This window comes from Bartonella sp. MM97QHHN (assembly GCF_042194285.1).
Classification (GTDB): Bacteria; Pseudomonadota; Alphaproteobacteria; order Rhizobiales; family Rhizobiaceae; genus Bartonella.
Window position 1 is genome coordinate 1 of record NZ_JBHIMS010000089.1, and the last position, 22,840, is coordinate 22,840.

Genomic DNA, 22,840 nt, shown 5'->3' on the forward strand with positions numbered 1-22,840 from the left:
CTATTGGAGAAGAAACATTCATTTGTGGTAAACGCGGGAAAAAAATACCCAAAAAAAGCTTCGGAATTACATTTTATAATGCTTGTACCCAAGCAGGTATCAAAAAATCAGCGCATGGCTTAAGAAAATTAGCAGCAACACGCGCAGCTAACTCTGGTGCAACAGTATCACAATTGAAAGCACTCTTTGGCTGGACAAATGACAGTATGGCATCTCTTTATACCAAGAGCGCAGATCGCAAAAAACTCTCCCTTGAATCGATACAAAAGCTCCAAAAAAGTTAGGGATAGAGATAAAAAAACATAATAGAATCAATAAGCACCTAATCCCTTACTACAAATATAACTTTTTGATTTAATTATTATTTGTTACCGTTGCTTAAAATTATAAAGTTTAAGTGCATAGAAACAAATAACAAGCCAAGCAATCCAAATAACACCTATAATTAAAACTGGTCGTGTCTCATCAAAGTACCATAGGAGAATAAAAATAAAAACCATAAATAAAATAGAAAAAATCGATCCTATTGGCCAAAATGGAATGGGAAATTTTAAACCATTCTGAGCTTCTTTAGGCATCTTAATTCGCATAAAAAATTGTGAAAGTAGAATCATCATCCAAACAAAAACTGTCGCAAATGTTGCCATTGCAGCAATAAGAAAAAAAAGCTTTTCATGATAAAAATAATTAAGGACAGCACCAAGAAGAAAAATACCAAAGATCATCAAAATAACAAAAACTGGTATACCGTTTTTTGATAAATATTGAAACTTTTTTAAAGCATAACCTTCCTGCGATAAACCATGGATCATACGACAAGCACCATACATTCCACTATTCATTGCTGAAATAGCCGCTGTAACAACAACAATATTTAAAATATTTGCTGCATATGAAATCCCAAGATTTTCAAAAATGGATACAAAAGGGCTATCCATGAGACCAATCTCATTCCAAGGATAAAGAGACATTAAAATAGCTAACGTCATGACGTAAAAAAGCAAAATACGAACTGGAGTAGAATTAATTGCCTTTGAAATCGTTTGATGAGGGTTTTGAACTTCCATGACTGCCATGCCAATGATTTCTATGCCACCAAAAGCAAAAACAACAACACTAAAGCAAGCTAAAAAACCAAACCAACCATTGGGAAAAAGTCCACCATTTTTCCATAAATTATGAACAGTAACGGTAGAAAAATCTGTACCTTCACCCCACCCCCAAAAAATAATTGCTATTCCTAAAATAATCATCGCAATGATAGCGATAACTTTAATAGAAGATAGCCAAAACTCTAGTTCACCATAGACTTCTACAGCAGCTAAATTAATACCTGTGATGATTAATGTAATACTCAGTGCCCATACCCAAGGAGCAACATCAGGATACCAAAACCCCATATAAGTCGCAAAAGCTGTAATATCAGCCAAACCAACAAGAATCATCTCAAATACATATGTCCATCCCGTTAAAAAACCTGCTAATGGTGATATGTAATTTGCCGCATAACGAGCAAAAGAACCAGGCAATGGATTATGAAGTATCATCTCTCCTAGAGCCCGCATAACCATAAAAATAGCTAAACCAGCAATACAATAGGCAATCAAAACACTGGGACCCGCAAGCTTAATTGCCTGTGCAGACCCATAAAAAAGACCTGTTCCAATAGCAGAACCAAGAGCTAAAAAAATAACTTGGCGCTTACTCATCCCTCTTTTCAGTTCATTTATTGCCATTTCTTTCCTTACTTTTTGAAATGCTGACAATCCACACCACGATAACAGCTCTATGAGAAATAAAGCCTCATGTTTCTTTCACAAATATATTTCAAAAAACATCGAAGACCAGCCAGTCCAACACTTTGCTCTAAACAATGAAAAAATACTTTTATTGCGAATTATTCAGCTTTTATAGCCTGCAATTTCGTATTATTTTATTCAAATAAAGTGATAATGAATTTTTTCATAATTGTCATTTAATTCATTTCGTATTCTCTAGTTTTTTTACAGAGAAAATTAACCTTAATGTAATCTAAACTTTAGGCTTCTATTTCGGTGCACTGAAATAGAAGCCTAAAAATTCATAACAAACACATTAACTATGCATACAATTAATTTTTTGTTACTTTAAGCAAACTTTCTTTGAGCCCATAAAACAAACTTTTTACGCCAATTGAATAGCTCAATTAATGATAATACGAATCTCGCAAGTTTTCAAAAGCATGAGAAAATCTATCTACAACCCATCTTTTAAGGACTCCAGCTGCCTTAACGACAAGCTTTCCAATGAAAAAAAAATATACGATAAAAAGAGCATCTTTGATTATTGGTCCGATGATAGCGTTCTCATTACCTCTGGGAATTTGCCCTGAGATAGCAATAAAATCTTTGTTTTTCGCTGAAATAAGAGGCTCTTTCTCTTGAGCCACTATCATAATGAAAACTTCCTCTGGAAAGCTAGCTCTCCTAAAATTTGCATGAATCTCAAGAATTTGAGAGAAAAAAAGAAGTGTTATTAAAACACATAATTTAGCACTTTTAAACATTCTTTTCTCCTTTTTTATTTTAAATATCAAAAATGAACTATAAAATTCATAAAGTATTAAAAATAAGAAGAATATAAAATAAAAATTTTATTTTTACTTGATACAATAGATATATCATAATTTATATTTATAAAAATACAATATCACGAATATATAATTCGTATATATTATTTAACTTATATTAAAATTTCTGATATAAATCAGAAAATATAGGTGCTTTAATTTTATAGTTTATATAAAATAACAAAATATCTAGTTAACTACAAAAATCAGATATATACAGTAATAAATATATAATTTATTAAATAATTCAAATATAGTATTGCTCCTCTATATTTTCATATGAGGAAGTTTCAAAATTCAATATCCCCCCTTCAGCATTGACCTTAAAACAAATACTATTGAAAACTTAATGAAGGAAAAATTGTTTCTGGTAAAACAGATAATAAGTGCCCTTCACGCACAAGTATATGTGCTTGATGAAGATCTGGAGCCAGATAGCGATCTTCCTTAAGAGAAGCAACATTTTTTCGTAGACATTCCATAACAGATTGCAAAAAAGTACTTGTTTTTAAAGGTGCACGATATTCAATTCCTTGTGCTGCAACAAGCGTTTCAATGCCAATAAGTGTAAAAAGATTTTCGCTCATTACCAATAACCGACGCGCTCCATGGCAAGCCATTGAAACATGATCTTCTTGATTGGCAGAAGTTGGGGTTGAATCAACGGAAGCAGGATGGGCCATTTGCTTATTTTCAGACATTAAAGCTGCCGCTGTTACTTCAGCAATCATAAAACCTGAATTAAGACCCGCATTATGTGCTAAAAAGGCTGGAAGTCCATAAGAAACTGCTGGATCAACCATAAGAGCAATACGCCGTTGAGAAATAGATCCTATTTCACATAAAGCAAGAGCAATCTGATCAGCAGCAAACGCTACAGGTTCAGCATGAAAATTCCCACCTGATACAACTTCACCATTCCTTAAAATCAATGGATTATCTGTAACAGCATTTGCTTCAATAATCAGTGTTTTTGCTGCTGCCAGCAAAATATCAAAACATGCCCCCATGACCTGTGGCTGGCAACGTATACAATAAGGATCTTGTACACGCTCATCCCCCCGTAAATGTGCTGCACGAATTTCTGAATCCTCTACAAGCTTTTCTAATGTTTTCGATACAGCAATCTGCCCATAATGTCCTCGTAAAATATGGATATCAGGATGAAATGGCGCCGTTGATCCCATGATAGCATCTGTCGTCAAAGCCCCTGCCAACAATCCACCACACAATGCCCGATAACCTCGAAAAAGACCAGCAAGTGCAAGGGCTGTTGATGTTTGAGTCCCATTAATAAGAGCTAGACCTTCCTTTGCCTCTAAAATAATAGGGGACAATCCCGCTTTCTCTAATGCAACCGCCCCACTCATACGAATATTTTGAAAAAATGCTTCCCCTTCTCCCATCATAACAGCCGCCATGTGAGCAAGTGGAGCTAGATCACCTGAAGCACCAACAGATCCTTTTTCAGGGATGACAGGAATGACGCCCTTTGCAAGCATATTTTCCAGCAAATTTACTAATTCTAGACGAACTCCTGAAGCCCCTCTTCCTAAAGAGATAAGCTTTAAGCTCATTATCAAACGCACAATATTTTCAGCTAAAGGCTCTCCTACCCCACAACAATGGGACAAAATAAGGTTTCTCTGTAAAACAGCTACATCGTCCGCATCAATTTTAATGGAAGCCAACTTCCCAAAACCAGTATTAATACCGTACACAGGCTCACTTCCAGCAGCAATTTCAGCAATGCGCTGAGCCCCTTTCTTGATAGCTAAATGCGTGTCATTATGAAGTTTACTCACTTCACCATTAAAATAAATAGCTGCAAGTTCACTAAGCGTCACTTCGCTCGGTTTCAGTATAATAGTCATAATTTACTTTCTTTTTTTATCAAAGTATAATGTTTAGCATTATTGATCCTTCTATAAAACAAAAAAACTATAACGACTCTTTAAAACGAGAATGCTTTCTTAAAGACATTCCTTACAGTGGAGTCATTATTCAAAAGTAGAATAGTTTACGATAAATAAAAATGAAATATTGACAAGCTCAACCAAGGTCATGGATTTCAAAAATAGACAACACATTAATTTATAATCATGATCTAGCATTATTAATATTAAATGAGAGAGCGGAATATCTTAAGATTCTTTCATTCCAAATCTGTGTATGTTGAATCAATCAAAACCATTCGCTTGCACGTCATAAGCGAGATTGTCGTATGGATAAAACTGTACAAAAAAGGACTAAAAACTCCTCTTATAAACCATGTCAAGGGCTGTCACAACATTGGAAAATGACAAAGTGTGTGATGGTGCAGGCTTATTCTTTTATGAAGCGTAAAGATGGAGAACTCAATGGATTTATCATCAAGCTATTCCTACTAAACTTATAAAAACCTTAAATAGATAGCTGCCACAATCTATCATGATTGCAAAAATTAAACTCTATAGAAAATTAAAAAACTTATTCAACACATCACAACAGAGAAAAAATTGAGCTTATTTGCCACTTCTAAAATTGTATTTAAAGCGCCAGATTAAACCTTGAAAAACACATCTTCAATAAAACCACATAAGACTCGGACTAACCCGTTATTTAAAATAGAAAATAAAAGAAGTTTTCTTATATCAAAAAAAAATTAATTAATATATTGTTTTTATATTATATCTTCTAAAAAGAGAAATGCTTCATATAGCATATTTATATTTTACTTTTTGTTATATTCAATCTGAATTTAGAGATAAATTCAAAATGAGTTGTTTTTTAAAGGTTCTTCCAAGCCATTACCTTTTTTACTACAAATTTCTGATTATGATAATTTTTTGTACTTTTTCAGTTATTTTTGTCAAAATTTATTAAAAACACTCTCATTTAATAATAAAAAGCAATCATAAAAACAAAGAATTATCAAACATTTCTATTCAATCTACCTCTTTCCATTTTATAAAATAATCTGTTGTTAAACTGCAGTAAAGAAAGCGCTTCGATGCTATAATGCAGTGCATAAATTTTCTATTTAAACTCTCTCATATTAAATGAACAATGAAAATCAGCGGTAATAAGATGTCAATGTGAATGCTGAAGAAAAAAACTTTCCCCCTCAAAGTCTGCCTTAATAATGCGTTAATTTCCTGAATACCGCCCACTCTGATGTGCTAAAAGAGCAAAAGCAATCATCGATATCGGATTATCCTGCATACATATAGAGCTCACTTCGATACAAAAGCTCCAAATTGCCTTGCACTTCATATTTCTTTATCAATGCGACCAATTGCCGCAAATATTCTTCCCCATAGAAAGCAATAGCGCGTTGCGCTTGCGTTGAAGAGCGGCTCATTCCAATAAAAGCTTCAGATGGGATCATCATCGTCCAATTGTGCGTATGAAAAAAAATCTTTTCTGGATCTACCCCAAAGCCATCACTCATTTCCTGTAAAAAATCAAAATTACGATAATACCGAGAATAGTTCGGACTCATTTTCTCTAACAATGTCTCATAAGCCTCTAGAAATTCGCTATGCTGGAAATCGCGATTATTTTGAATAACCGCCATGACACCATTGACCCGAAGTTGATCTGAAACAGAACAAAGCAACTTAGAACGATCCATCCACTGAAACGCTTGCGCTGCAATGACAAGATCAACCTCGCCAATTTGAGGCAATAGGTCTTCGGCACGGCCCTGATACCACTGCACCGTAGGAATTTTTTTTCGCCCCTGCTTAATCATATCTGCCGATACATCGATAGCATGATATTGGTGCTCATTTCCTAAAAATTTAACAATTCCCTCTAATGCGATGCCTGTCCCAGCACCCACATCCACAATGGACAAATGCTTTTTGTTCTTAAAAGGATGAAGCATGGTTTTAAATAAAGTAAGGGGATAGCGAGGACGATAACGATCATAATCATTAGCCAATCCATCAAACTTTTCACTTTGCCGCTGAACACTTTCTATCATAGGACTTTCACCCTCCTTCTCAATTACTACCATACATAATAAAAAAGCCTTTTTTATCCAATGTATTAAAACTTCTAAAGGAGGAAAATAAGAACTGCCCTGACCTTCTATCTTTCCATAAGATTGATACTTACATTTTTCTCTTTTCCAATTGTTATCTGCACGTTGCGAAATCCAAACTCCTACAAAAATAATATAATTTTCTGTAATAATAATTGATATAAATATTATTGATCTTTTATAAGATGACATCTATATTACTATTATTATTTTAATATCAACAAGTCACTTAAGCGTACCTAAAACGCATAGAGATGTCAATTTATTGATAAATACGCCTGTTTATAAAGTTCAAAATACTTTCCACCAAGAAAATAAACCCTATATAATACATAAAATATCTGTGGAGACATCTTTATGTTAAATGTACAAACTTCTTCAATGTTTAAAATATTAAAAAAATTTCCAATCGTGATTTTTTTGGCATGGTTAGTGCCATTTTTAAGTGGGTGCGGATTTAATACGATACCAACAAATGAAGAAAAAGCACATGCAGCATGGAGTGAAGTGCTCAATCAATATCAACGTCGTACAGATCTCATTCCCAATCTTGTAGAAACAGTTAAAGCTTACGCAGCTCATGAACAAAGCGTTTTCACAAATGTAATTGAAGCACGCGCCAAAGCAACGCAAGTCAACATTAATGCAGATATGTTGAATAATCCAGAAGTTATGCAGCAATATCTCAAAAATCAAGCAAATTTATCAAGTGCACTTTCGCGGCTTATGGCTGTTGTTGAAAACTATCCGGATCTTAAAGCAAACCAAAACTTTCTTGCTCTTCAATCACAATTAGAAGGAACAGAAAACCGTATTTCCGTTGCGCGCCGCGATTATATTGAAACAGTACGTGCCTACAATACTGCACTCAAAACAATGCCGACGATGATTTGGGCAAAATTATGGTTTCGTGATGCTAAACCTATGCCAACTTTTACCATCGATACTGATAGCCAACAAACACCAAAGGTTAATTTTAATTAATGAAATCATTTCGATACTCTTTGCAACGTATTGTATTTCCAAAATTATGGGCTTTTATCTGCTCTCTGTATTTAGTTGCTGCATTGGGAAGTATCGCTTGTTCGCAAATAAAATTTCCTCATTTAACAGGTTATGTTAATGATGTGGCTCATTTGCTCGATAATGCAACCAAGGAAGACTTGACAAAAAAACTGGCAGCACTCGAAGAGAAAACGGGAGATCAAATTGTTCTTGTGACACTCCCTACTCTTTCTGGCAATGATATAGAAACATACAGCAATTCTCTTTTTCGTACATGGGGATTAGGCCAAAAGAAGATCAATAATGGTGTATTACTGGTCATTGCACCGAATGAACGCACAGCACGTATCGAAGTAGGATATGGTTTGGAAGGAGAGCTAACAGATGCTCTTTCCTCTGTCATTATTAATAGCTTCATGATTCCTAATTTTCGTGAAGGAAATTATCAAAAAGGAATTGCTGAAGCAGTTGATGCAATTATCAAAGTTATTACAGAAAGTGATTCTGATTTTACTTTTCGCATCAAAGAAAAAGCTAAAATCGTTGAAGAACAACGTAAACAAGCTGAAAAAGAAGAAATAATTATAAATACAATCATGTTTCTCATTCTCTTTATAGTCGTTGGTTTGCCCATTCTTGCAATGATTTTTGGTAAAAAAGTGGGTCCACAAAAGTATCTCTGGCTGGGGATCATCTTCACACCTTGGTTTCTTAACTTAAGTGCCGGTGGCAGATATCCTGGTGGAAGGTTCGGTGGTCCTCGAGGTGGAGGGGGATTTAGGGGTGGTGGTGGATCATCAGGTGGTGGTGGTGCAACAGGAAGATGGTAAAAGGAACGTGGATTTTTAAGCGTAGCAAATCTTCTTAAGATAAAATTTATGAACGTATTCTCTTTTATTCAACAATTCTATACCTTACTCTGTAATCACTTTTATTGATTACAAAATAAACTCAAACATCAAGATAAATATTACCAATGACATTTGAATTGAAACATACGGATCGTAATCACTTATCACATCATTTTAATGCAATTCTAGGAAATCCACCCGTTGAATGGAAGATAAGTGATCATCTAGTTGAGTATCCTGAAGCTCTGCGTTATATGCAAGAACGTGTAGAAAAAATTCTTGCAAAAACCGCGCATGAACAAGTTTGGCTTCTTGAACACCCTTCCCTTTATACAGCGGGAACGAGTGCAAATAAAAAAGATCTTTTAGCGCCTAATTTATTCCCTGTTTATGAAGCAGGACGTGGAGGTGAATTTACATATCACGGTCCAGGACAGCGTATTGCTTATATCATGCTTGATCTTAAACGCCGAAAACAAGACATTCGTGCTTTCATTAGTGCATTAGAAGAATGGATCATACAGATGCTTGCCAACTTTAATATTAAAGGCGAACGCAGAGAAGATCGCGTTGGTGTCTGGGTTAAACAGTCTCATTGCCCATCAAAACAAAATGATCTTTCTTCCGAAGATAAAATTGCAGCTATTGGCATTCGAGTGCGCAAATGGATAAGTTTTCATGGAGTTTCTATCAATGTTAATCCTAACTTAGCCCATTATTCAGGAATTGTTCCTTGTGGAATTACAAACCACGGTGTAACAAGCTTTCTTAATCTCGGTTGCCATGTAGCAATACATGATGTTGATATTGCTCTCAAACACGCTTTTGAACAAATTTTTGGCCCAACAATCGATGTTTCCTAAGTGCATTGATTTTTAAATAAAAAACAGGCATAAAATTATTTTAATAATATTTGATTTTATGAGGTGGATAGTTAAACGCTATGAGCGATAACAAAAAGGATCTTTTTAGTGTTTTAAATAAAGCCCAATCTCGGGTAAATACAAAAGAAAACACTCTGCAGTCTCCAATGAAATCAAACGCGATGATTTCAAGAAAAAGTGCAAAAGATACGCAAGAAGATGACTATAATGCCCTCTCTATTCGAGTTCTTGAGGGTTTAGAGCCTGTACGTTTACGCCCTGGAATGTATATTGGTGGAACAGACAGTAAAGCGCTTCATCATTTATTTTCCGAAATTATTGATAACGCGATGGATGAAGCTGTTGCGGGTTATGCAGATTCTATTGAGGTCTCATTAGATAGGAACGGTTATATAACCGTTACAGATAATGGACGCGGTATTCCTGTTGAAAATCATCCTCAAATGCCTGAGAAATCGACTCTTGAAGTTATTATGACACAACTCCACTCAGGGGGAAAATTTGATGGAAAGGCTTATCAAACTGCAGGTGGACTTCATGGAGTAGGAATTTCTGTCGTCAATGCTCTTTCTGATGATATGGAAGTTGAAGTTGCACGAGAACGAAAACTTTACCGCCAACGTTTCTCACGTGGTATTCCTCAATCTGGATTGGAAGATCTGGGAGATGTTTATAATCGTCGTGGTACGCGCGTTCGTTTTCATCCTGATCATGAAATTTTTGGTGAAAAAGCAGCTTTTGATCCAGAAAAAATCTATAAGATGACATGCTCCAAAGCCTATCTTTTTGGTGGCGTAAAAATTCGCTGGTCTTGTGATCCCGTCATACTTGAAGGCGCAAAAAATATTCCTGAAAAAGCTGTTTTTCATTTTCCCGATGGGCTTAAAGACTATTTACTTTCGTCACTAAAAGATGAATATCGAGTAACGTCAGAAATTTTTTCTGGCAAAACACAACACAATAATGGCCATGGCTCCGTTGAGTGGGCTATCGCTTGGCATGGTGGTGATTCTTGTGTGCAATCTTACTGCAATACGATTCCTACAGGAGAAGGCGGAACACATGAAATAGGATTACGTCAAGCTCTTTTGCGTGGATTGAAATCCTACGCTGAGTTAATAGGAAACAAGCGCGCAACGATTATTACGTCTGACGATATTATGATTTCAACAGCCGCAATACTTTCAGTCTTTATCAGTAACCCTGAATTTGTTGGACAAACAAAAGATCGATTAGCAACCATTGAAGCACAGCGTATCGTTGAGAATGCAATCCGCGATCCTTTTGATCATTGGTTAGCAAATTCCCCACAAGAAGCAACAAAACTTCTCGATTGGGTTATTGAACGTGCTGAAGAACGTGTTAAACGACGCCAAGATAGAGAAATAAGTCGAAAAACTGCTGTCCGTAAATTACGTCTGCCCGGTAAACTTGCAGATTGTAGCCAGAACCATGCTTTGGGTGCTGAACTATTCATTGTTGAAGGAGATTCTGCAGGAGGATCTGCTAAACAAGCAAGAAATAGAGCAAACCAAGCAATTTTACCTCTTCGTGGTAAAATCTTAAATGTCGCCAATGCTGCACATGAAAAAATGAACTCAAGCCAAACAATTAGCGATCTTATCCTTGCTCTTGGATGTGGAACACGCTCCAAGTATCGTGAAAAAGATCTCAGATATGAACGTATTATCATCATGACAGATGCTGATGTTGATGGTGCTCATATTGCGTCACTGCTCATTACCTTCTTCTTTCAAGAAATGCCTGACCTTATTCATCAGGGACATTTATATCTTGCCGTCCCTCCCCTTTATAGAATATCGCAAGGAGGAAAAGTTGCTTATGCTCGTGACGACATTCATAAGGATGAATTGCTCAAAACTGAATTTACTGGAAAAGCTAAAATCGAAATCGGGCGTTTTAAAGGGCTGGGTGAAATGCGCGCAGAACAACTTAAAGAAACGACTATGCATCCTCAAAAACGTACATTGCTTCGTGTTTCTATTGATGCCGTGGAAATGCAAGAAACGAAAAAGACTGTAGAAAGTCTCATGGGAACAAAACCAGAAGCACGATTTCGTTTCATACAAGAAAACTCTACTTTTGCTTCTAATCTAGACATCTAATGTAAAAAATATCCCTGTCAAACCACTGCAGCTGCGTCAATCACGCGCAGTTGCGGATTGATCGTTCCATTCCAATAATTCAAACTAAGATGACCAGCTAAATGAATCATTTCACCAATATTTTCAAAAAGAAAATCACCAAGCGATGTCCCTACAGCACGAAAAGCTATTCCTTGTAGTTTTTTTCCTTCAACATTAGATACAATGAGGCGAAGATGTCCTTTACCAACTTCAGATAGATTCACCAGTCGATGAGAGGGAAGAACAAAAACAGGTGTTGCATTCCCTGCCCCAAATGGCCCTGCTTTTTCAAGCAATTCAAACAGCGCTTCATTAACACCAGAAGCAGAAAGAGAACCATCTATACTAAGAGATTTTTTTGCACGCAACTGTGAAACCATTAAAGAAACTTTTTCTTCTAGCCATTTTCGAAAAATTTCAATTTTTGTTGATTGAATTGTAATTCCTGCTGCCATACTATGTCCCCCTCCTTTTTCTAATAAATTTAATGTAACAGCTTCACGAACGAGTGCTCCTAAATCTATACCATTAATTGAGCGTCCCGACCCTACGCCATTTCCATCTTCTTTCAAAGCAATAGCAAAAACAGGGCAAAAAAAACGCTCTTTGAGACGGGAAGCAAGAATACCAATAATTCCCGGATGCCATTCTTTATGAGAAATCACAAGTGACAATGGTATTTCTTGATCTTGATAAAGAGATGCAATGTAAGATTCCGCTTGTGCTAATTGAATGTTCTCCATTTCTTGGCGTTCTTGATTAAGCCGATCTAATTGTTCTGCTATTCTGTCCGCTTCATCTTTATTCTCACAGCTAAGCAAACGTGCTCCCAAAGCTTGATCACCAATGCGCCCTCCTGCATTAATTCTAGGACCTAATAAAAAACCTAAATGAAAACTATTAAGCGGCTCCCCTATTCGTGCAACCTTTGTTAAAGCTGTTATTCCTAGATTATGCATAGAACGAGCAACTTGAAGCCCTTTTAACACAAAAGCACGGTTAACCCCCTGTAATGGAACGACATCACATATAGTTGCCAATGCAACAAGATCAAGCATACTTAAAAGATCAGGCAGCGGTCCTTGGAATTGTTTTTTCCGCAGCAAATGATGAACCCAAGCTAACGTAACAAAAACAACGCCAGCTGCACATAAATGCCCCTGTTTAGAAAAATCATCAGGACGATTAGGATTGACAAGAGCAACAGCTTCTTGATGAATCTCTGACATTTGATGATGATCTAAAATCACAACATCAGCACCAGCAAGCCTAGCTGCTTTTACGGCATCTGGACTGTTTGCGCCACAATCAACAGTGATAATTAACCGAGCGCCTTCTTGCACAAGCATCCTCATTGCTTGTTCATTCGGACCATAGCCTTCAACAATACGATCAGGAATATAAATTTTGACTTCAATACCAAAATAACGAAAAAAACGCGCTATGAGTGCCGATGAACAAGCACCATCAACATCATAATCACCAAACACAGCAACCTGTTCTTGATTGAGAAGAGCCTTAACAATACGCTCTGCAGCGCATTGCATATCCCTAAAACTTTCTGGATCCGGCATAAGTGTACGCAATGTTGGATTAATAAAAGCAACAGCCTCAGCTTCATCCACATCTCTTGCTGAAAGTACTCGAGCTAACTGATCTGGAAAACCAAATTTTTGAGAAATAGCGCGCGCATTATTTATCCCTTGAACATCAAGGGCATCTAACCAAGCTTGACCACAAGCAGAAGATTCAACATTGAGAAAATAACGAGACCACTGCATTATTACTTATTTTATAATGAAGAACGATAAAATACAATCATGCGTTAAAGATAAAATAGTCTTTTGCAACATTCATTTTAAATTTAAATGGTCCACAAACTTCTTTAATGTGGTATTACAATACCTTTCTCATAACATGTTGTTTTATAAAGTTTTTATTTTCTCTTGACGTCAATCAAAAGACATTATATCAGAATAAGTGGTATGCGTTAAATATTTCGCTATGGTAACAATTTTCAACGCAAAACAGTAAAAATTCCCTTATATTAAAAGGGTTCTAATAAAGGATACTTCTATGGCAACTTTTTCACAAAAGCCAACTGAAGTGGTGAAAAAATGGGTTATTATTGACGCAGAAAACCTTGTTTTAGGTCGTCTTGCCACATTTGTTGCTAACCGCTTACGTGGCAAACATAAAGCTACATTTACTCCACATGTTGATGATGGTGACAACGTTATTGTCATTAATGCAGATAAAATAGCTCTCACTGGCAAAAAATATACGGATAAAAAATATTATTGGCATACCGGCTATATTGGTGGAATCAAACAACGTACAGCACGTCAACTTCTTGAGGGGCGTTTTCCCGAACGCGTTATTGAAAAAGCGGTAGAGCGTATGATTCCTCGTGGACCTCTTGGTCGCCGTCAATTGAAGAATCTACGTGTTTACGCTGGAAGCCAACATCCACATGAAGCACAACAGCCTGAATCTCTTGACGTTGGTGCTTTAAACCGCAAAAACAAAAGGATTGCTTGATTATGGCTGAAATTAATTCTCTTTCTGAGCTTAGCATAGTAACAAGTATTACAGAAACACATGAAAATGTTGTTCCTGTTCACGTGCAAAAGCTTGATTCACAAGGACGTGCTTACGCAACAGGAAAGCGTAAAGACGCTGTTGCACGTGTATGGATTAAACCAGGTTCTGGAAAAATCACGATCAACAATAAGGAATTTGACAAATATTTTGCTCGTCCTGTTCTTAGAATGATTCTTCGTCAACCAATTGTTGCAACAAATAGGGATACCCAGTTTGATATTATTGCAACCGTTGCAGGCGGTGGTCTTTCCGGACAAGCCGGTGCAGTGCGCCATGGCATTTCCAAAGCTTTAACCTATTACGAACCAGAACTTCGCTCAATCTTGAAAAAAGGTGGGTTTCTTACCCGTGATAGTCGTGTTGTTGAACGTAAAAAATACGGTAAAGCAAAAGCACGTCGTTCTTTCCAATTCTCAAAGCGTTAATTTCAATTTTTGCAATGCATAAAGCCTCGGACAAAAACGGGGCTTTTTTAAACTGCTAAAACAGACTTTTAGATGAATGTAGGAACAAATCTATACCGATTAAAAAAAACAAGAATGCAGAACAACCTCTTCTCTTAAGATAAAAGGCAAGAAAAATAGACCGAAAAAATTCAAAACTTCAGTTTCAATTTTTAAAATCTGTTTTACTAACTTGAATATATCCACGTGCTGAAGCATAAAAATATTTACGCGACAACTTTAGCAATCTTATAAGCTTTTCAATATTTTCCTATCATCACTTAACAAGCTTTAGTCCAAGAAATGCTTTACCATTGTGATAAAATGAGGGACAGAAATAGGCTTTGACATATATTCTTCACATCCACTGGCACGAATTCGCTCCTCATCGCCTTTCATAGCAAAAGCTGTTACAGCAACAACGGGGATTGATCGAAGTTTTTCATCTTCTTTTAATTGTTTAATAACATCTATTCCAGAGACCTCTGGCAACTGGATATCCACAAGAATAAGAGATGGCATTGATGAACGCGCCAAATCTAATGCCATAAGACCATTACGCGTTTCAACGGTTTCATAACCACTCGCTTCTACAAGATCGCGAAATAACTTCATATTAAGCTCATTATCTTCCACGATCATGACTTTTTTTGACATTCGTATAACTCCACCCTTCTCAGATAAAATAGAGAAATAGAAATGAATCCACATTCTCTTTGCTTAAGATAAAATGATAAAATGAATTGTAAACCACAAAGAGATTAAAAGATTCCAATAAAAGCATTTTTGCAAATATTTGTAAGACGCATCGCTATACTTATTCAGTTCATCAACATAAAACCCACAAATAGTCGTAAGATTGTGTGACCTTGTATTTTTTGAATTGATATACAAAGTTTATGGATATCTCAATTAATGCATTCGCGTTTTCATCATAAAAAAATATCAACCACAAACTTAGCTCAAACGCGTATTTTGAAGAGGAAAAAATTTAAGTAAATTTAAAAAGCAACTGATTCGCTGAATTTAATGCGCCATATACTGGCATCCACAAAACAATATCTTAATGATATAAAAAGATAAACTTATCAATGTTATTAAGATTAAAAAAAATAAATAAACCGTGATTAAATATCACGGTTTATTTAATATAAAACATTCAATAACAGCATAATTCAAAGTTTATCAAGGATAATATCTTTTAATTCAAAGCCCATGAACTATGAGCAAAAGCATCGAATGTTCTTCCACCTGTCTCTCTGTTAGGACTCGGTGGCTTTCTAGTAAAGAAATATACAAGATATGCGATGAGACCAAAAATCGCTGTCTCCAACCCCATTAAACCCGCAACTTTTTGGACATTTTTCTCAGCCCCTTGTCCTCCAAACTGGCTAATAATCATATCAACAGCTTTAATAACTCTATTTTCCTGTGTCATTACAGAAATAAAACCAGCATTTTGAAATCTGCCATTTAAAGAATCAGCATTGGCTCTTAAAATCTGTGAAAAGAAAATCGCTACTGCAACAAAACATACTATACAATGCTTGAATATTTTCATCATAACCACCTAATTACAATATTTAGTAAAATAAATTTTCTTTACCGCCCCCTCTAAATAGAAAACATTCCGTTATCTATCGATAAAGTATATTTATCTTCTAATAATAAAAATATAATACAAAATTTAATTAATAATTTTATTTTATTGTTATTTTTGTGTTATATTAAACTTATAATATATCCGCTACATGTTTATTTAATAATTGTCAATTATTTTATTTGTAATTTACATTATGTATGTTTAATGATAAAAATATATTAAAATAAAATTATTTTATTGTTTTTATTATAAATTTAGCTTTATTGTTATAAATATTATTATGATTTTATAATATAAAAAATATCAATATGTTGTTTTTTTGTTACACATAATATTTTTATTTTTTGTATAATATAGTAAAATAAATATTTTTATAAAATAATTTTTCCTTAGTATAGATTGAGAAAAAATATTTGCCCCAGCTACAATTAGCGTAAAAACCAGCTTAACTCTTTGATTGAAAAAGCTAAATTAGGTAAGATAAGGGATAACTTTGGTGAATGCGCCAAATCTAATGCCATATGCTATTACACATTTCAACAATTTCACAGCCATGCGTTTCTACAAGAACGTGGAATAATTTTAATAAAGTTCATTGTCTTCCAGAATTATAACTTTCTAACATTAATATAATTCCACGACTTTAATATAAAATAGAGAAATAAAAATGAATACACCTTCTTTCTAACTAAGATAAAATGATTAAAAATATAAATCATAAAAAATTTAAATAACGTTGATATGGATAGATTATTTGCTAGCAAACAATCTTCTCTATTAAATCAGAGTGTTCACTATTGTGATATTTTAATCTCAATCACTACAACACTTCAATAACAGACTAAAATATAGATTCACTATAAGCTTAAAATAAAAATTTTGGAATTGATCATACATACAATGAATGAACCGTAAAATACAAAAGTAATCATAACACTAGAAAATGAAAAAGCTTATCACTCTTGTTCACTATCCCTTCCTCTCTCATTTTTTCTGTGTTATTTTTAAAGTCTTGTAAAAGATATGAATTACATGCAAAAAAATTTAGCCCTTTGTAATCTCTACGCCATCAATCACATTAGTTTTATTAATGATAAGCAATAACATCTGTATAGCTCTAAGCTTAGAGAGTAACACCAGATTAAAGTATAATTTTTATTTATTGTAAAAGAGGATGTAAAACTCCATTTTACTCTTATCATTGTTAAGAAAAATTGAAAAATGAGCTTATTAATATTTAAAAAATAGAAAATATTTTTTTACAAAATAATATCTTATTTAATTACTTTTTAAAATAACCTATTTAAAATAATATAAATATATTATGTTTATATTGTATGTGTTTAAATTGTATATTTTTAATTAAATAATAATATTTATAATAACACTAAAATATTACATAATAATTATCTTTCTATTAAATAGAATAAGAAATTAACAAGAAAATCAAGTATAATTCTCTTTGTTTATAAGAACAACAAAGAAATATATTTAATTATGTTATTGAACTCAGTTGCGTTGCCATCGTTTTTGCCTGCTTGGATTGGTGAATCCTTTTATTTCCAAGCAATTATTAACTGAATTTTGACTGCTCAGCATGCTGAAAAATCTCTATGTGATTGTTGTCTTGATAATTGCTATCATATTGTTTGGCGAAGCTCTTAGCTTTCTATCGGGCAACTTAAAAGCTTTATTCTGTCAATTTTCTTATTGTTTAAGCAAAAACTCATCCACGTAATAATATATTGAATGTACCAACAAAATCCGCACGAATAACCACATTTTGCACATATAAAAATTACCCATCTTTGACAGTTTTTTAGCACTATAAACGCAACAAAAGTAAATTTTGCTCGGAGGAGAAAGCACTACTAATATTGTACACCATCTTACAATTGGCTTGTGTCATCAAGCAGCCATCCAAACTCAAACTAAAACTGATCTAAAACCAAGAAATTTAACTCTATGATTTCTGTTGTAAATTCTTTGCTCATAGCTATAGAAATACAACCGATTTTATGCATGAATATGTCTAATAAAAATCCTCATGTGTAAATTTTACATACCCTATACCGCCAGCATAAATAACGATATTTTACAGTACGATAGAATTTTCACTCAATTTTTTATTTTTATAATCATGATGACTTTTATATTATCCCCCTAATCCATTAAATTTACGCATTGTTTTCTTATAACTTATGAAAGTCATGACCATGGAAAGAAAAGCGCTCAACAGAAGATATCCAATATTCCATTCGTCTTTACCAAGCAACAATGACACAGGCAAGGAAGCAGAAAAAGCCATGGGAAGCATAAACAAAAGCCATTTTACAATGCTTAAAGGATAAATTCCTATTGGCACAAATGAAAGCTCGTAAATCATTTCATGAAAATATTCGACAGGCATCTTACGGCTAATAATAAATGTTATAAAATTGAACATCATGAAAAAACAAATATTGACGATAAAAACACAAAATATTGCAACAATAAAAGAGATCCATCTTAGCTTAAGATCAGAAATATTCGGTAATGATACAAATAAATAGGCACTAACATAAAGGACAAAGAGCTTGATCAAATTAAGAGGTTTACACCAACCAAACAACATCAACAACCAGATTGAAACGGGCTTTATCAAGTATGGTTCAATTTTACCATCCGCTACTTTTTCAAAAAACGTTTCAATAGAATTAGTAAAAATATTCAAAAATATTCCAAGTAAAACAAAGACAACAAAGATAAAATGGATTTCATCTCTGCTATAGTTACCGATCTTTCCTGAAAAAGAAGATATTCTATCAATAAATATGAATTGAATAAAATAATAGCATAGAGAAAGCATAAACTCCCCAGCCAAATTCTTACCATAAACAATCTGTCGGCGGATATTCAGACTGATAAAATGAAGGATGATTTTCATCTCAACAACCTGCTCCATTATATGCTTTCATCCCTTTATTCCAAGCAATATAAATTAAGAATAAAAAACACAAAATATAAGTAAAACTTCCGAAAATAAACTGCTGAAACAACGCTAAATTTTGCGTCGCGAAAAACTCGGCAGGAGCTGATATCATGAAACGATAAGGATTAAATTGCATAAGCGGAATAAGCCACACCGGCCAAAAAGATGGTGGTAAAAGAACACCCCCAAGAAGCGCTGAACTGAGAATACTGAAAGAAAGTAATATATTGTACTCAATCACCCAAAAGCTTAATAAGGCAATTCCAAAAGAGATTAAAAAACAAAGCAATTGTGATAGAATAACAACCAAAAAAAAGAACAGAAAAGCGATGACCAATCCCAGAATATTTTCATAAGATAAAACAAGCTTAACAACAAAAAGAGCCAATAAGGGAATGCTATATAATACACTCTCCCCTAAAAAAGTAAAAAGCATTTGTGTCATATAACTAAAGGGCTTTGTAAGATATACTTCTAATTGACCTTCTTTAACATGATGAGAGAAAAACTTAATCACATTATAACCATTATTTAAGCGACCTAGGACTAAAGCAAAAGCATAATAATACATCATATCATAAAAGCTAAAGCCATTTATGGTGTTGCCCGTATCAGAGAAAAGTGCATTCCATAATAGAAGTTGAATAACAAATGGCGAAAGTGTCCCAATGATAATATCGGTAAAAAACATTGCTCTATCACTTAGAACAGTCAGTAATCCATTCTTGGCAAAAAGAAACATACCAAAGCAGTGGTTAGATAAATTCTTTAAATTTAACACGGAGCATCTCTTCAAGAGAGGGAGTGGATACAGAGAACGTACAGTTCAATTTGGTTGTAATTTCGCGTACAAAACGCGCAAAATCCTCACGGGGCAACGAAACCTCCAGCGAGCATTCTTCAGCGTTAAAGTACTTATCTTTTAAAGGAGTAGATAATTTCAACGCAATCTCATCAATTTTTTCTACAACAGCTGAAGGTGCCGCCAAGTGTTCACAAAAAAGTGTCATTCTCACCAAAGAAGGAATGACATTTTTAAGCGCATGAAGATTACCATGAAACTGTTTCTTTCCTTTATGCAAGAGAATAATATCATCGACGTATCCATCAATATCTCCCATATCATGACTTGTGATGATATACCCAGTGCCACGCTCCCTTTTCAGTTTTTTAAGAAGCTCCCTGATTTCATGCTTAGATGTAAGATCAAGACCAATACTTGGCTCATCGAGAAACAACAGTTTAGGTCTAAAGGAGAGATTAAATGCCAATTCACTTTTCACTCTCTCACCCAGACTAAGTATCCGCACTGGCTTATCCATAATATGCTCAAGACCCAGTAACTCAGCGATCTCTTTAAGATCACGGGTAAAAGAGGCGCGTTCAAGACCATATAATGGTTGAACCATATCCAGACTGTAGCGTAAGGGCAAATCCCACCATAAACAATTCTTATGACCAAAGACTTGAACAGATTTTTCTTCGCTTTATAAGGATCAACACCAAGGACTTTAACACATCCCTCATCAGCGTATTGTATACCAGAAAGTATTTTAATCAGTGTCGATTTACCCGCTCCGTTAGGGCCAAGAATTGCTAACGATTGCCCTGAAAAGAGGGTGAAACTCATATCTTTTAACACATAATGATTTGTATAATCCGGCTTGAAGAGAGAAAACACCTTGTTTTTAAAACCAATTTCTCTGTCAATGTTGCGATATATTTTTGAGACGTTATTAACGTCAATCAATAATGATCCCATCAGTCACTCCTAATTTCAACTTATCCCCCCTTTGAATGTTCCCATAATAAATATCTGTTTTTGTTCACTAGAAAAAACAAAAGTGTTCAAGCCCTCCCTAGAGCAATAAAACGCACCTGACGTTTTATCTCCAATTTTTTGTCTAGATATTTTTTCAATGTGATGAGTTCACTTCAATGAAGCATTAAGATACTAAAAACTTATTTCTTCTTTTATGAAAGATAATCTTTTGGATAAACTAAGTAAGTAGAAAAATAATTGGTCATTGAAAGGAGAGCTTTGCTAAGAAGGCTTCATTGTGTAAGCAAAGATACAAAGCATAAATCTATACTATAAGCATATCAAACCACATTGATAACAAAACAAAAATCCTTGACAACAGGAATTTTTTGAGAGGCTACTTTCCCTCAGCATTACTATAAAATGCCTCCATTATTCCCCATGAAAAAACTAAAATTGCTTTCACTATTTTAGTAAATATCTTTCAGATTTTATCTAACTCATCTCCCTCAACAGATACGCCTCCCCAATATATGACCTCTGTAGATAATTCAAAGGAGCAGCTTCATAAACTCAGATTATTAAACGATACATCATATCCAAAAATAACAATACAATCAATTATGGATAAAGATCTGTAGAAAGAAAGCCATGATATTCGAAAATTTCATCACTCAAAAACACAATTTTCTCATAGCAATTGACTTATCAAAAACTTTCTTCAAATGATGCCCTATTCATCTTATCAAATTTATAGACAAAATTTGTATCAATCAAAAAGAACAAATGAAGTTTGTTTAGTTGGTTTCAGCATCACTCTCATTAAAAGATAAAAGATTAAAACTTTGGACCATATGAGGTGGTAAAGGTGCAACAATGTCCAATATTCCTCCTGAAGGATGAGGAATACGAATACGACGTGCATGAAGATGAAGACGATTTTGAATTCCTCCTGGTAATGTCCAATTACTATCAGAAAAAAAATACTTTGTATCGCCAATGATAGGATGATCCATATGGGCAGCATGCACACGAAGCTGATGTGTTCTCCCTGTATAGGGTTCCATTTCAAGCCACGAAAGAGCCCGCCCTCGCGTATCTAAAACGCGATAGTAGGAAACCGCATGATGTGAATCTGGCTCCCCATGTTCACAAACACGCATTTTGTCACCTTGTGCAGTCATTTCCTTAACCATCCACGTTGAAATTTTGTCCTGCTTTTTTTTAGGCACACCCCGAACCAACGCCCAATAAGTCTTTTTTGTTTCTCGCGCTCTAAAAGCAGCAGTTAAGGACTGAGCAGCTCCCCTTGATCGCGCAACAATAAGCACACCCGACGTCTCACGATCAAGACGATGAACCAAACGCGGCTTTTCACCTTTTTTATTGCGCCATACCTCAAGCATACTATCCATATGACGTGTTAAACCAGAGCCTCCTTGTACAGCCAACCCAGCTGGTTTATTAAAAACAAATACCTTTGGATCTTCATAAAGCAGCATTTTTTTCAAAACGGTCCCATCATCCTGCCCACGAAGTGTTTTATCCGTTATTGAAAGATTTTCCTTGTCATTAATAGGGAGAGGTGGAATACGAACAGCTTGCCCTATACAAAGACGCGTATCGGCTTTAACACGTCCACTATCAACCCGTATCTGACCAGAACGCAACAATTTTTGCAAAGCTCCAAAACCAAGTCCTGGATAATGCACTTTAAACCAGCGATCTAAGCGCATTCCATTTTCATCTGCCTCAACTTTTTTTATTTCTATGCCTGCCATGAAAATTCCCTTACCTGCTAATTTTATTGATCTATTTTTGCGCCTTTATAAACACAAAAATTCATATTTTAGTTGGTCTTATCACACCATATTACAGTTAGTATCCAAAATTTCCTTTTCTTAACGTCCAAATTTTATTAGCTAAAAACTA

The 22,840-nt window shown here is 34.7% G+C and carries 18 protein-coding genes and 1 pseudogene; 7 read left to right on the forward strand and 12 right to left on the reverse strand.

All coding sequences use genetic code 11. The annotated features are described in order from the left end of the window. On the forward strand, positions 1–284 hold a 284-nt coding region (locus ACFIJW_RS07130), incomplete at its 5' end, for a tyrosine-type recombinase/integrase (protein WP_375633775.1). Positions 285–368: 84 nt separating this feature from the next. Here the strand turns inward: ACFIJW_RS07130 and ACFIJW_RS07135 are convergent. The 4 genes from ACFIJW_RS07135 to ACFIJW_RS07150 form a co-directional block, all read right to left on the reverse strand. Beyond that, entirely contained in the window at positions 369–1,736 is a 1,368-nt protein-coding gene (locus ACFIJW_RS07135) for an amino acid permease (RefSeq protein ID WP_375633776.1), read from the reverse strand. A 449-nt stretch (positions 1,737–2,185) separates the two neighbouring features. Beyond that, positions 2,186–2,545 (reverse strand): hypothetical protein, encoded by a 360-nt coding sequence (locus ACFIJW_RS07140; RefSeq protein WP_375633777.1) that lies wholly within the window; start codon positions 2,543–2,545, stop codon positions 2,186–2,188. Between the two features lie 398 nt (positions 2,546–2,943). Continuing rightward, positions 2,944–4,482 (reverse strand): histidine ammonia-lyase, encoded by a 1,539-nt coding sequence (hutH, locus tag ACFIJW_RS07145; RefSeq protein ID WP_375633778.1) that lies wholly within the window; start codon positions 4,480–4,482, stop codon positions 2,944–2,946. A 1,319-nt stretch (positions 4,483–5,801) separates the two neighbouring features. Further along, positions 5,802–6,578: a class I SAM-dependent methyltransferase gene (locus ACFIJW_RS07150; protein WP_375633779.1), complete on the reverse strand. Its 777-nt coding sequence runs from the start codon at positions 6,576–6,578 to the stop codon at positions 5,802–5,804. 417 nt (positions 6,579–6,995) lie between these two features. On the opposite strand from ACFIJW_RS07150, the gene ACFIJW_RS07155 reads away from it, so the two are divergent. From ACFIJW_RS07155 to parE, 4 genes are all read left to right on the forward strand, one after another. Then, a complete protein-coding gene (locus tag ACFIJW_RS07155; RefSeq protein WP_375633780.1) occupies positions 6,996–7,622 on the forward strand; it encodes a LemA family protein in 627 nt (208 codons plus the stop codon). Beyond that, positions 7,622–8,473 (forward strand): TPM domain-containing protein, encoded by an 852-nt coding sequence (locus ACFIJW_RS07160; RefSeq protein WP_375633781.1) that lies wholly within the window; start codon positions 7,622–7,624, stop codon positions 8,471–8,473. Before ACFIJW_RS07155 ends, ACFIJW_RS07160 begins: the two co-directional genes overlap by 1 nt. 146 nt (positions 8,474–8,619) lie before the next feature. After that, positions 8,620–9,357, forward strand: a complete 738-nt coding sequence (lipB, locus tag ACFIJW_RS07165) for a lipoyl(octanoyl) transferase LipB (RefSeq protein ID WP_375633782.1) — start codon at positions 8,620–8,622, stop codon at positions 9,355–9,357. An 80-nt stretch (positions 9,358–9,437) separates the two neighbouring features. Next, the gene (gene parE / locus ACFIJW_RS07170) at positions 9,438–11,504 is read left to right on the forward strand and encodes a DNA topoisomerase IV subunit B (protein ID WP_375633783.1); all 2,067 of its coding nucleotides are present in this window, start codon (positions 9,438–9,440) and stop codon (positions 11,502–11,504) included. A 17-nt stretch (positions 11,505–11,521) separates the two neighbouring features. On the opposite strand, the gene recJ is transcribed toward parE, so the two are convergent. Further along, the gene (gene recJ, locus ACFIJW_RS07175) at positions 11,522–13,306 is read right to left on the reverse strand and encodes a single-stranded-DNA-specific exonuclease RecJ (RefSeq protein ID WP_375633784.1); all 1,785 of its coding nucleotides are present in this window, start codon (positions 13,304–13,306) and stop codon (positions 11,522–11,524) included. A gap of 295 nt (positions 13,307–13,601) precedes the next feature. On the opposite strand from recJ, the gene rplM reads away from it, so the two are divergent. Further along, positions 13,602–14,066, forward strand: a complete 465-nt coding sequence (gene rplM, locus ACFIJW_RS07180) for a 50S ribosomal protein L13 (protein ID WP_015856544.1) — start codon at positions 13,602–13,604, stop codon at positions 14,064–14,066. A 2-nt stretch (positions 14,067–14,068) separates the two neighbouring features. Continuing rightward, positions 14,069–14,554: a 30S ribosomal protein S9 gene (gene rpsI, locus ACFIJW_RS07185; RefSeq protein WP_015856545.1), complete on the forward strand. Its 486-nt coding sequence runs from the start codon at positions 14,069–14,071 to the stop codon at positions 14,552–14,554. Positions 14,555–14,863: 309 nt separating this feature from the next. Here the strand turns inward: rpsI and ACFIJW_RS07190 are convergent, their stop codons facing one another. The 7 genes and pseudogenes from ACFIJW_RS07190 to ACFIJW_RS07220 form a co-directional block, all read right to left on the reverse strand. After that, positions 14,864–15,229, reverse strand: a complete 366-nt coding sequence (locus ACFIJW_RS07190) for a response regulator (RefSeq protein ID WP_345096953.1) — start codon at positions 15,227–15,229, stop codon at positions 14,864–14,866. A gap of 544 nt (positions 15,230–15,773) precedes the next feature. Beyond that, positions 15,774–16,133 carry a hypothetical protein gene (locus ACFIJW_RS07195; protein WP_375613153.1) on the reverse strand — a complete coding sequence of 120 codons (360 nt, stop codon included), beginning with the start codon at positions 16,131–16,133 and terminating at the stop codon, positions 15,774–15,776. 2,197 nt (positions 16,134–18,330) lie between these two features. Beyond that, a complete protein-coding gene (locus ACFIJW_RS07200) occupies positions 18,331–19,119 on the reverse strand; it encodes an ABC-2 family transporter protein (RefSeq protein ID WP_375633785.1) in 789 nt (262 codons plus the stop codon). Further along, positions 19,103–19,927, reverse strand: a complete 825-nt coding sequence (locus ACFIJW_RS07205; RefSeq protein ID WP_375633786.1) for an ABC-2 family transporter protein — start codon at positions 19,925–19,927, stop codon at positions 19,103–19,105. The genes ACFIJW_RS07200 and ACFIJW_RS07205 overlap by 17 nt, the downstream gene beginning before the upstream one ends. After that, the gene (locus tag ACFIJW_RS07210) at positions 19,902–20,555 is read right to left on the reverse strand and encodes an ATP-binding cassette domain-containing protein (RefSeq protein ID WP_375633787.1); all 654 of its coding nucleotides are present in this window, start codon (positions 20,553–20,555) and stop codon (positions 19,902–19,904) included. The genes ACFIJW_RS07205 and ACFIJW_RS07210 overlap by 26 nt, the downstream gene beginning before the upstream one ends. A gap of 134 nt (positions 20,556–20,689) precedes the next feature. Beyond that, a pseudogene (locus ACFIJW_RS07215) lies at positions 20,690–20,908 on the reverse strand (ATP-binding cassette domain-containing protein); the annotation flags it as partial. A 797-nt stretch (positions 20,909–21,705) separates the two neighbouring features. Next, complete coding sequence (locus ACFIJW_RS07220; protein ID WP_375633788.1) at positions 21,706–22,689, reverse strand: RluA family pseudouridine synthase; 984 nt, start codon at positions 22,687–22,689, stop codon at positions 21,706–21,708. Positions 22,690–22,840: the final 151 nt, after the last annotated feature.

Bases quoted from the DNA above. Each gene is read 5' to 3' on its own strand.
- ACFIJW_RS07140 (WP_375633777.1), bottom strand. From the start codon at position 2,545: ATGTTTAAAAGTGCTAAATTATGTGTTTTAATAACACTTCTTTTTTTC.
- ACFIJW_RS07200 (WP_375633785.1), bottom strand. From the start codon at position 19,119: ATGGAGCAGGTTGTTGAGATGAAAATCATCCTTCATTTTATCAGTCTG.
- rplM (WP_015856544.1), top strand. From the start codon at position 13,602: ATGGCAACTTTTTCACAAAAGCCAACTGAAGTGGTGAAAAAATGGGTT.
- ACFIJW_RS07220 (WP_375633788.1), bottom strand. From the start codon at position 22,689: ATGGCAGGCATAGAAATAAAAAAAGTTGAGGCAGATGAAAATGGAATG.
- ACFIJW_RS07135 (WP_375633776.1), bottom strand. From the start codon at position 1,736: ATGGCAATAAATGAACTGAAAAGAGGGATGAGTAAGCGCCAAGTTATT.
- hutH (WP_375633778.1), bottom strand. From the start codon at position 4,482: ATGACTATTATACTGAAACCGAGCGAAGTGACGCTTAGTGAACTTGCA.
- lipB (WP_375633782.1), top strand. From the start codon at position 8,620: ATGACATTTGAATTGAAACATACGGATCGTAATCACTTATCACATCAT.
- parE (WP_375633783.1), top strand. From the start codon at position 9,438: ATGAGCGATAACAAAAAGGATCTTTTTAGTGTTTTAAATAAAGCCCAA.
- rpsI (WP_015856545.1), top strand. From the start codon at position 14,069: ATGGCTGAAATTAATTCTCTTTCTGAGCTTAGCATAGTAACAAGTATT.
- ACFIJW_RS07160 (WP_375633781.1), top strand. From the start codon at position 7,622: ATGAAATCATTTCGATACTCTTTGCAACGTATTGTATTTCCAAAATTA.
- ACFIJW_RS07195 (WP_375613153.1), bottom strand. From the start codon at position 16,133: ATGAAAATATTCAAGCATTGTATAGTATGTTTTGTTGCAGTAGCGATT.
- ACFIJW_RS07190 (WP_345096953.1), bottom strand. From the start codon at position 15,229: ATGTCAAAAAAAGTCATGATCGTGGAAGATAATGAGCTTAATATGAAG.
- ACFIJW_RS07150 (WP_375633779.1), bottom strand. From the start codon at position 6,578: ATGATAGAAAGTGTTCAGCGGCAAAGTGAAAAGTTTGATGGATTGGCT.
- recJ (WP_375633784.1), bottom strand. From the start codon at position 13,306: ATGCAGTGGTCTCGTTATTTTCTCAATGTTGAATCTTCTGCTTGTGGT.
- ACFIJW_RS07210 (WP_375633787.1), bottom strand. From the start codon at position 20,555: ATGGTTCAACCATTATATGGTCTTGAACGCGCCTCTTTTACCCGTGAT.
- ACFIJW_RS07155 (WP_375633780.1), top strand. From the start codon at position 6,996: ATGTTAAATGTACAAACTTCTTCAATGTTTAAAATATTAAAAAAATTT.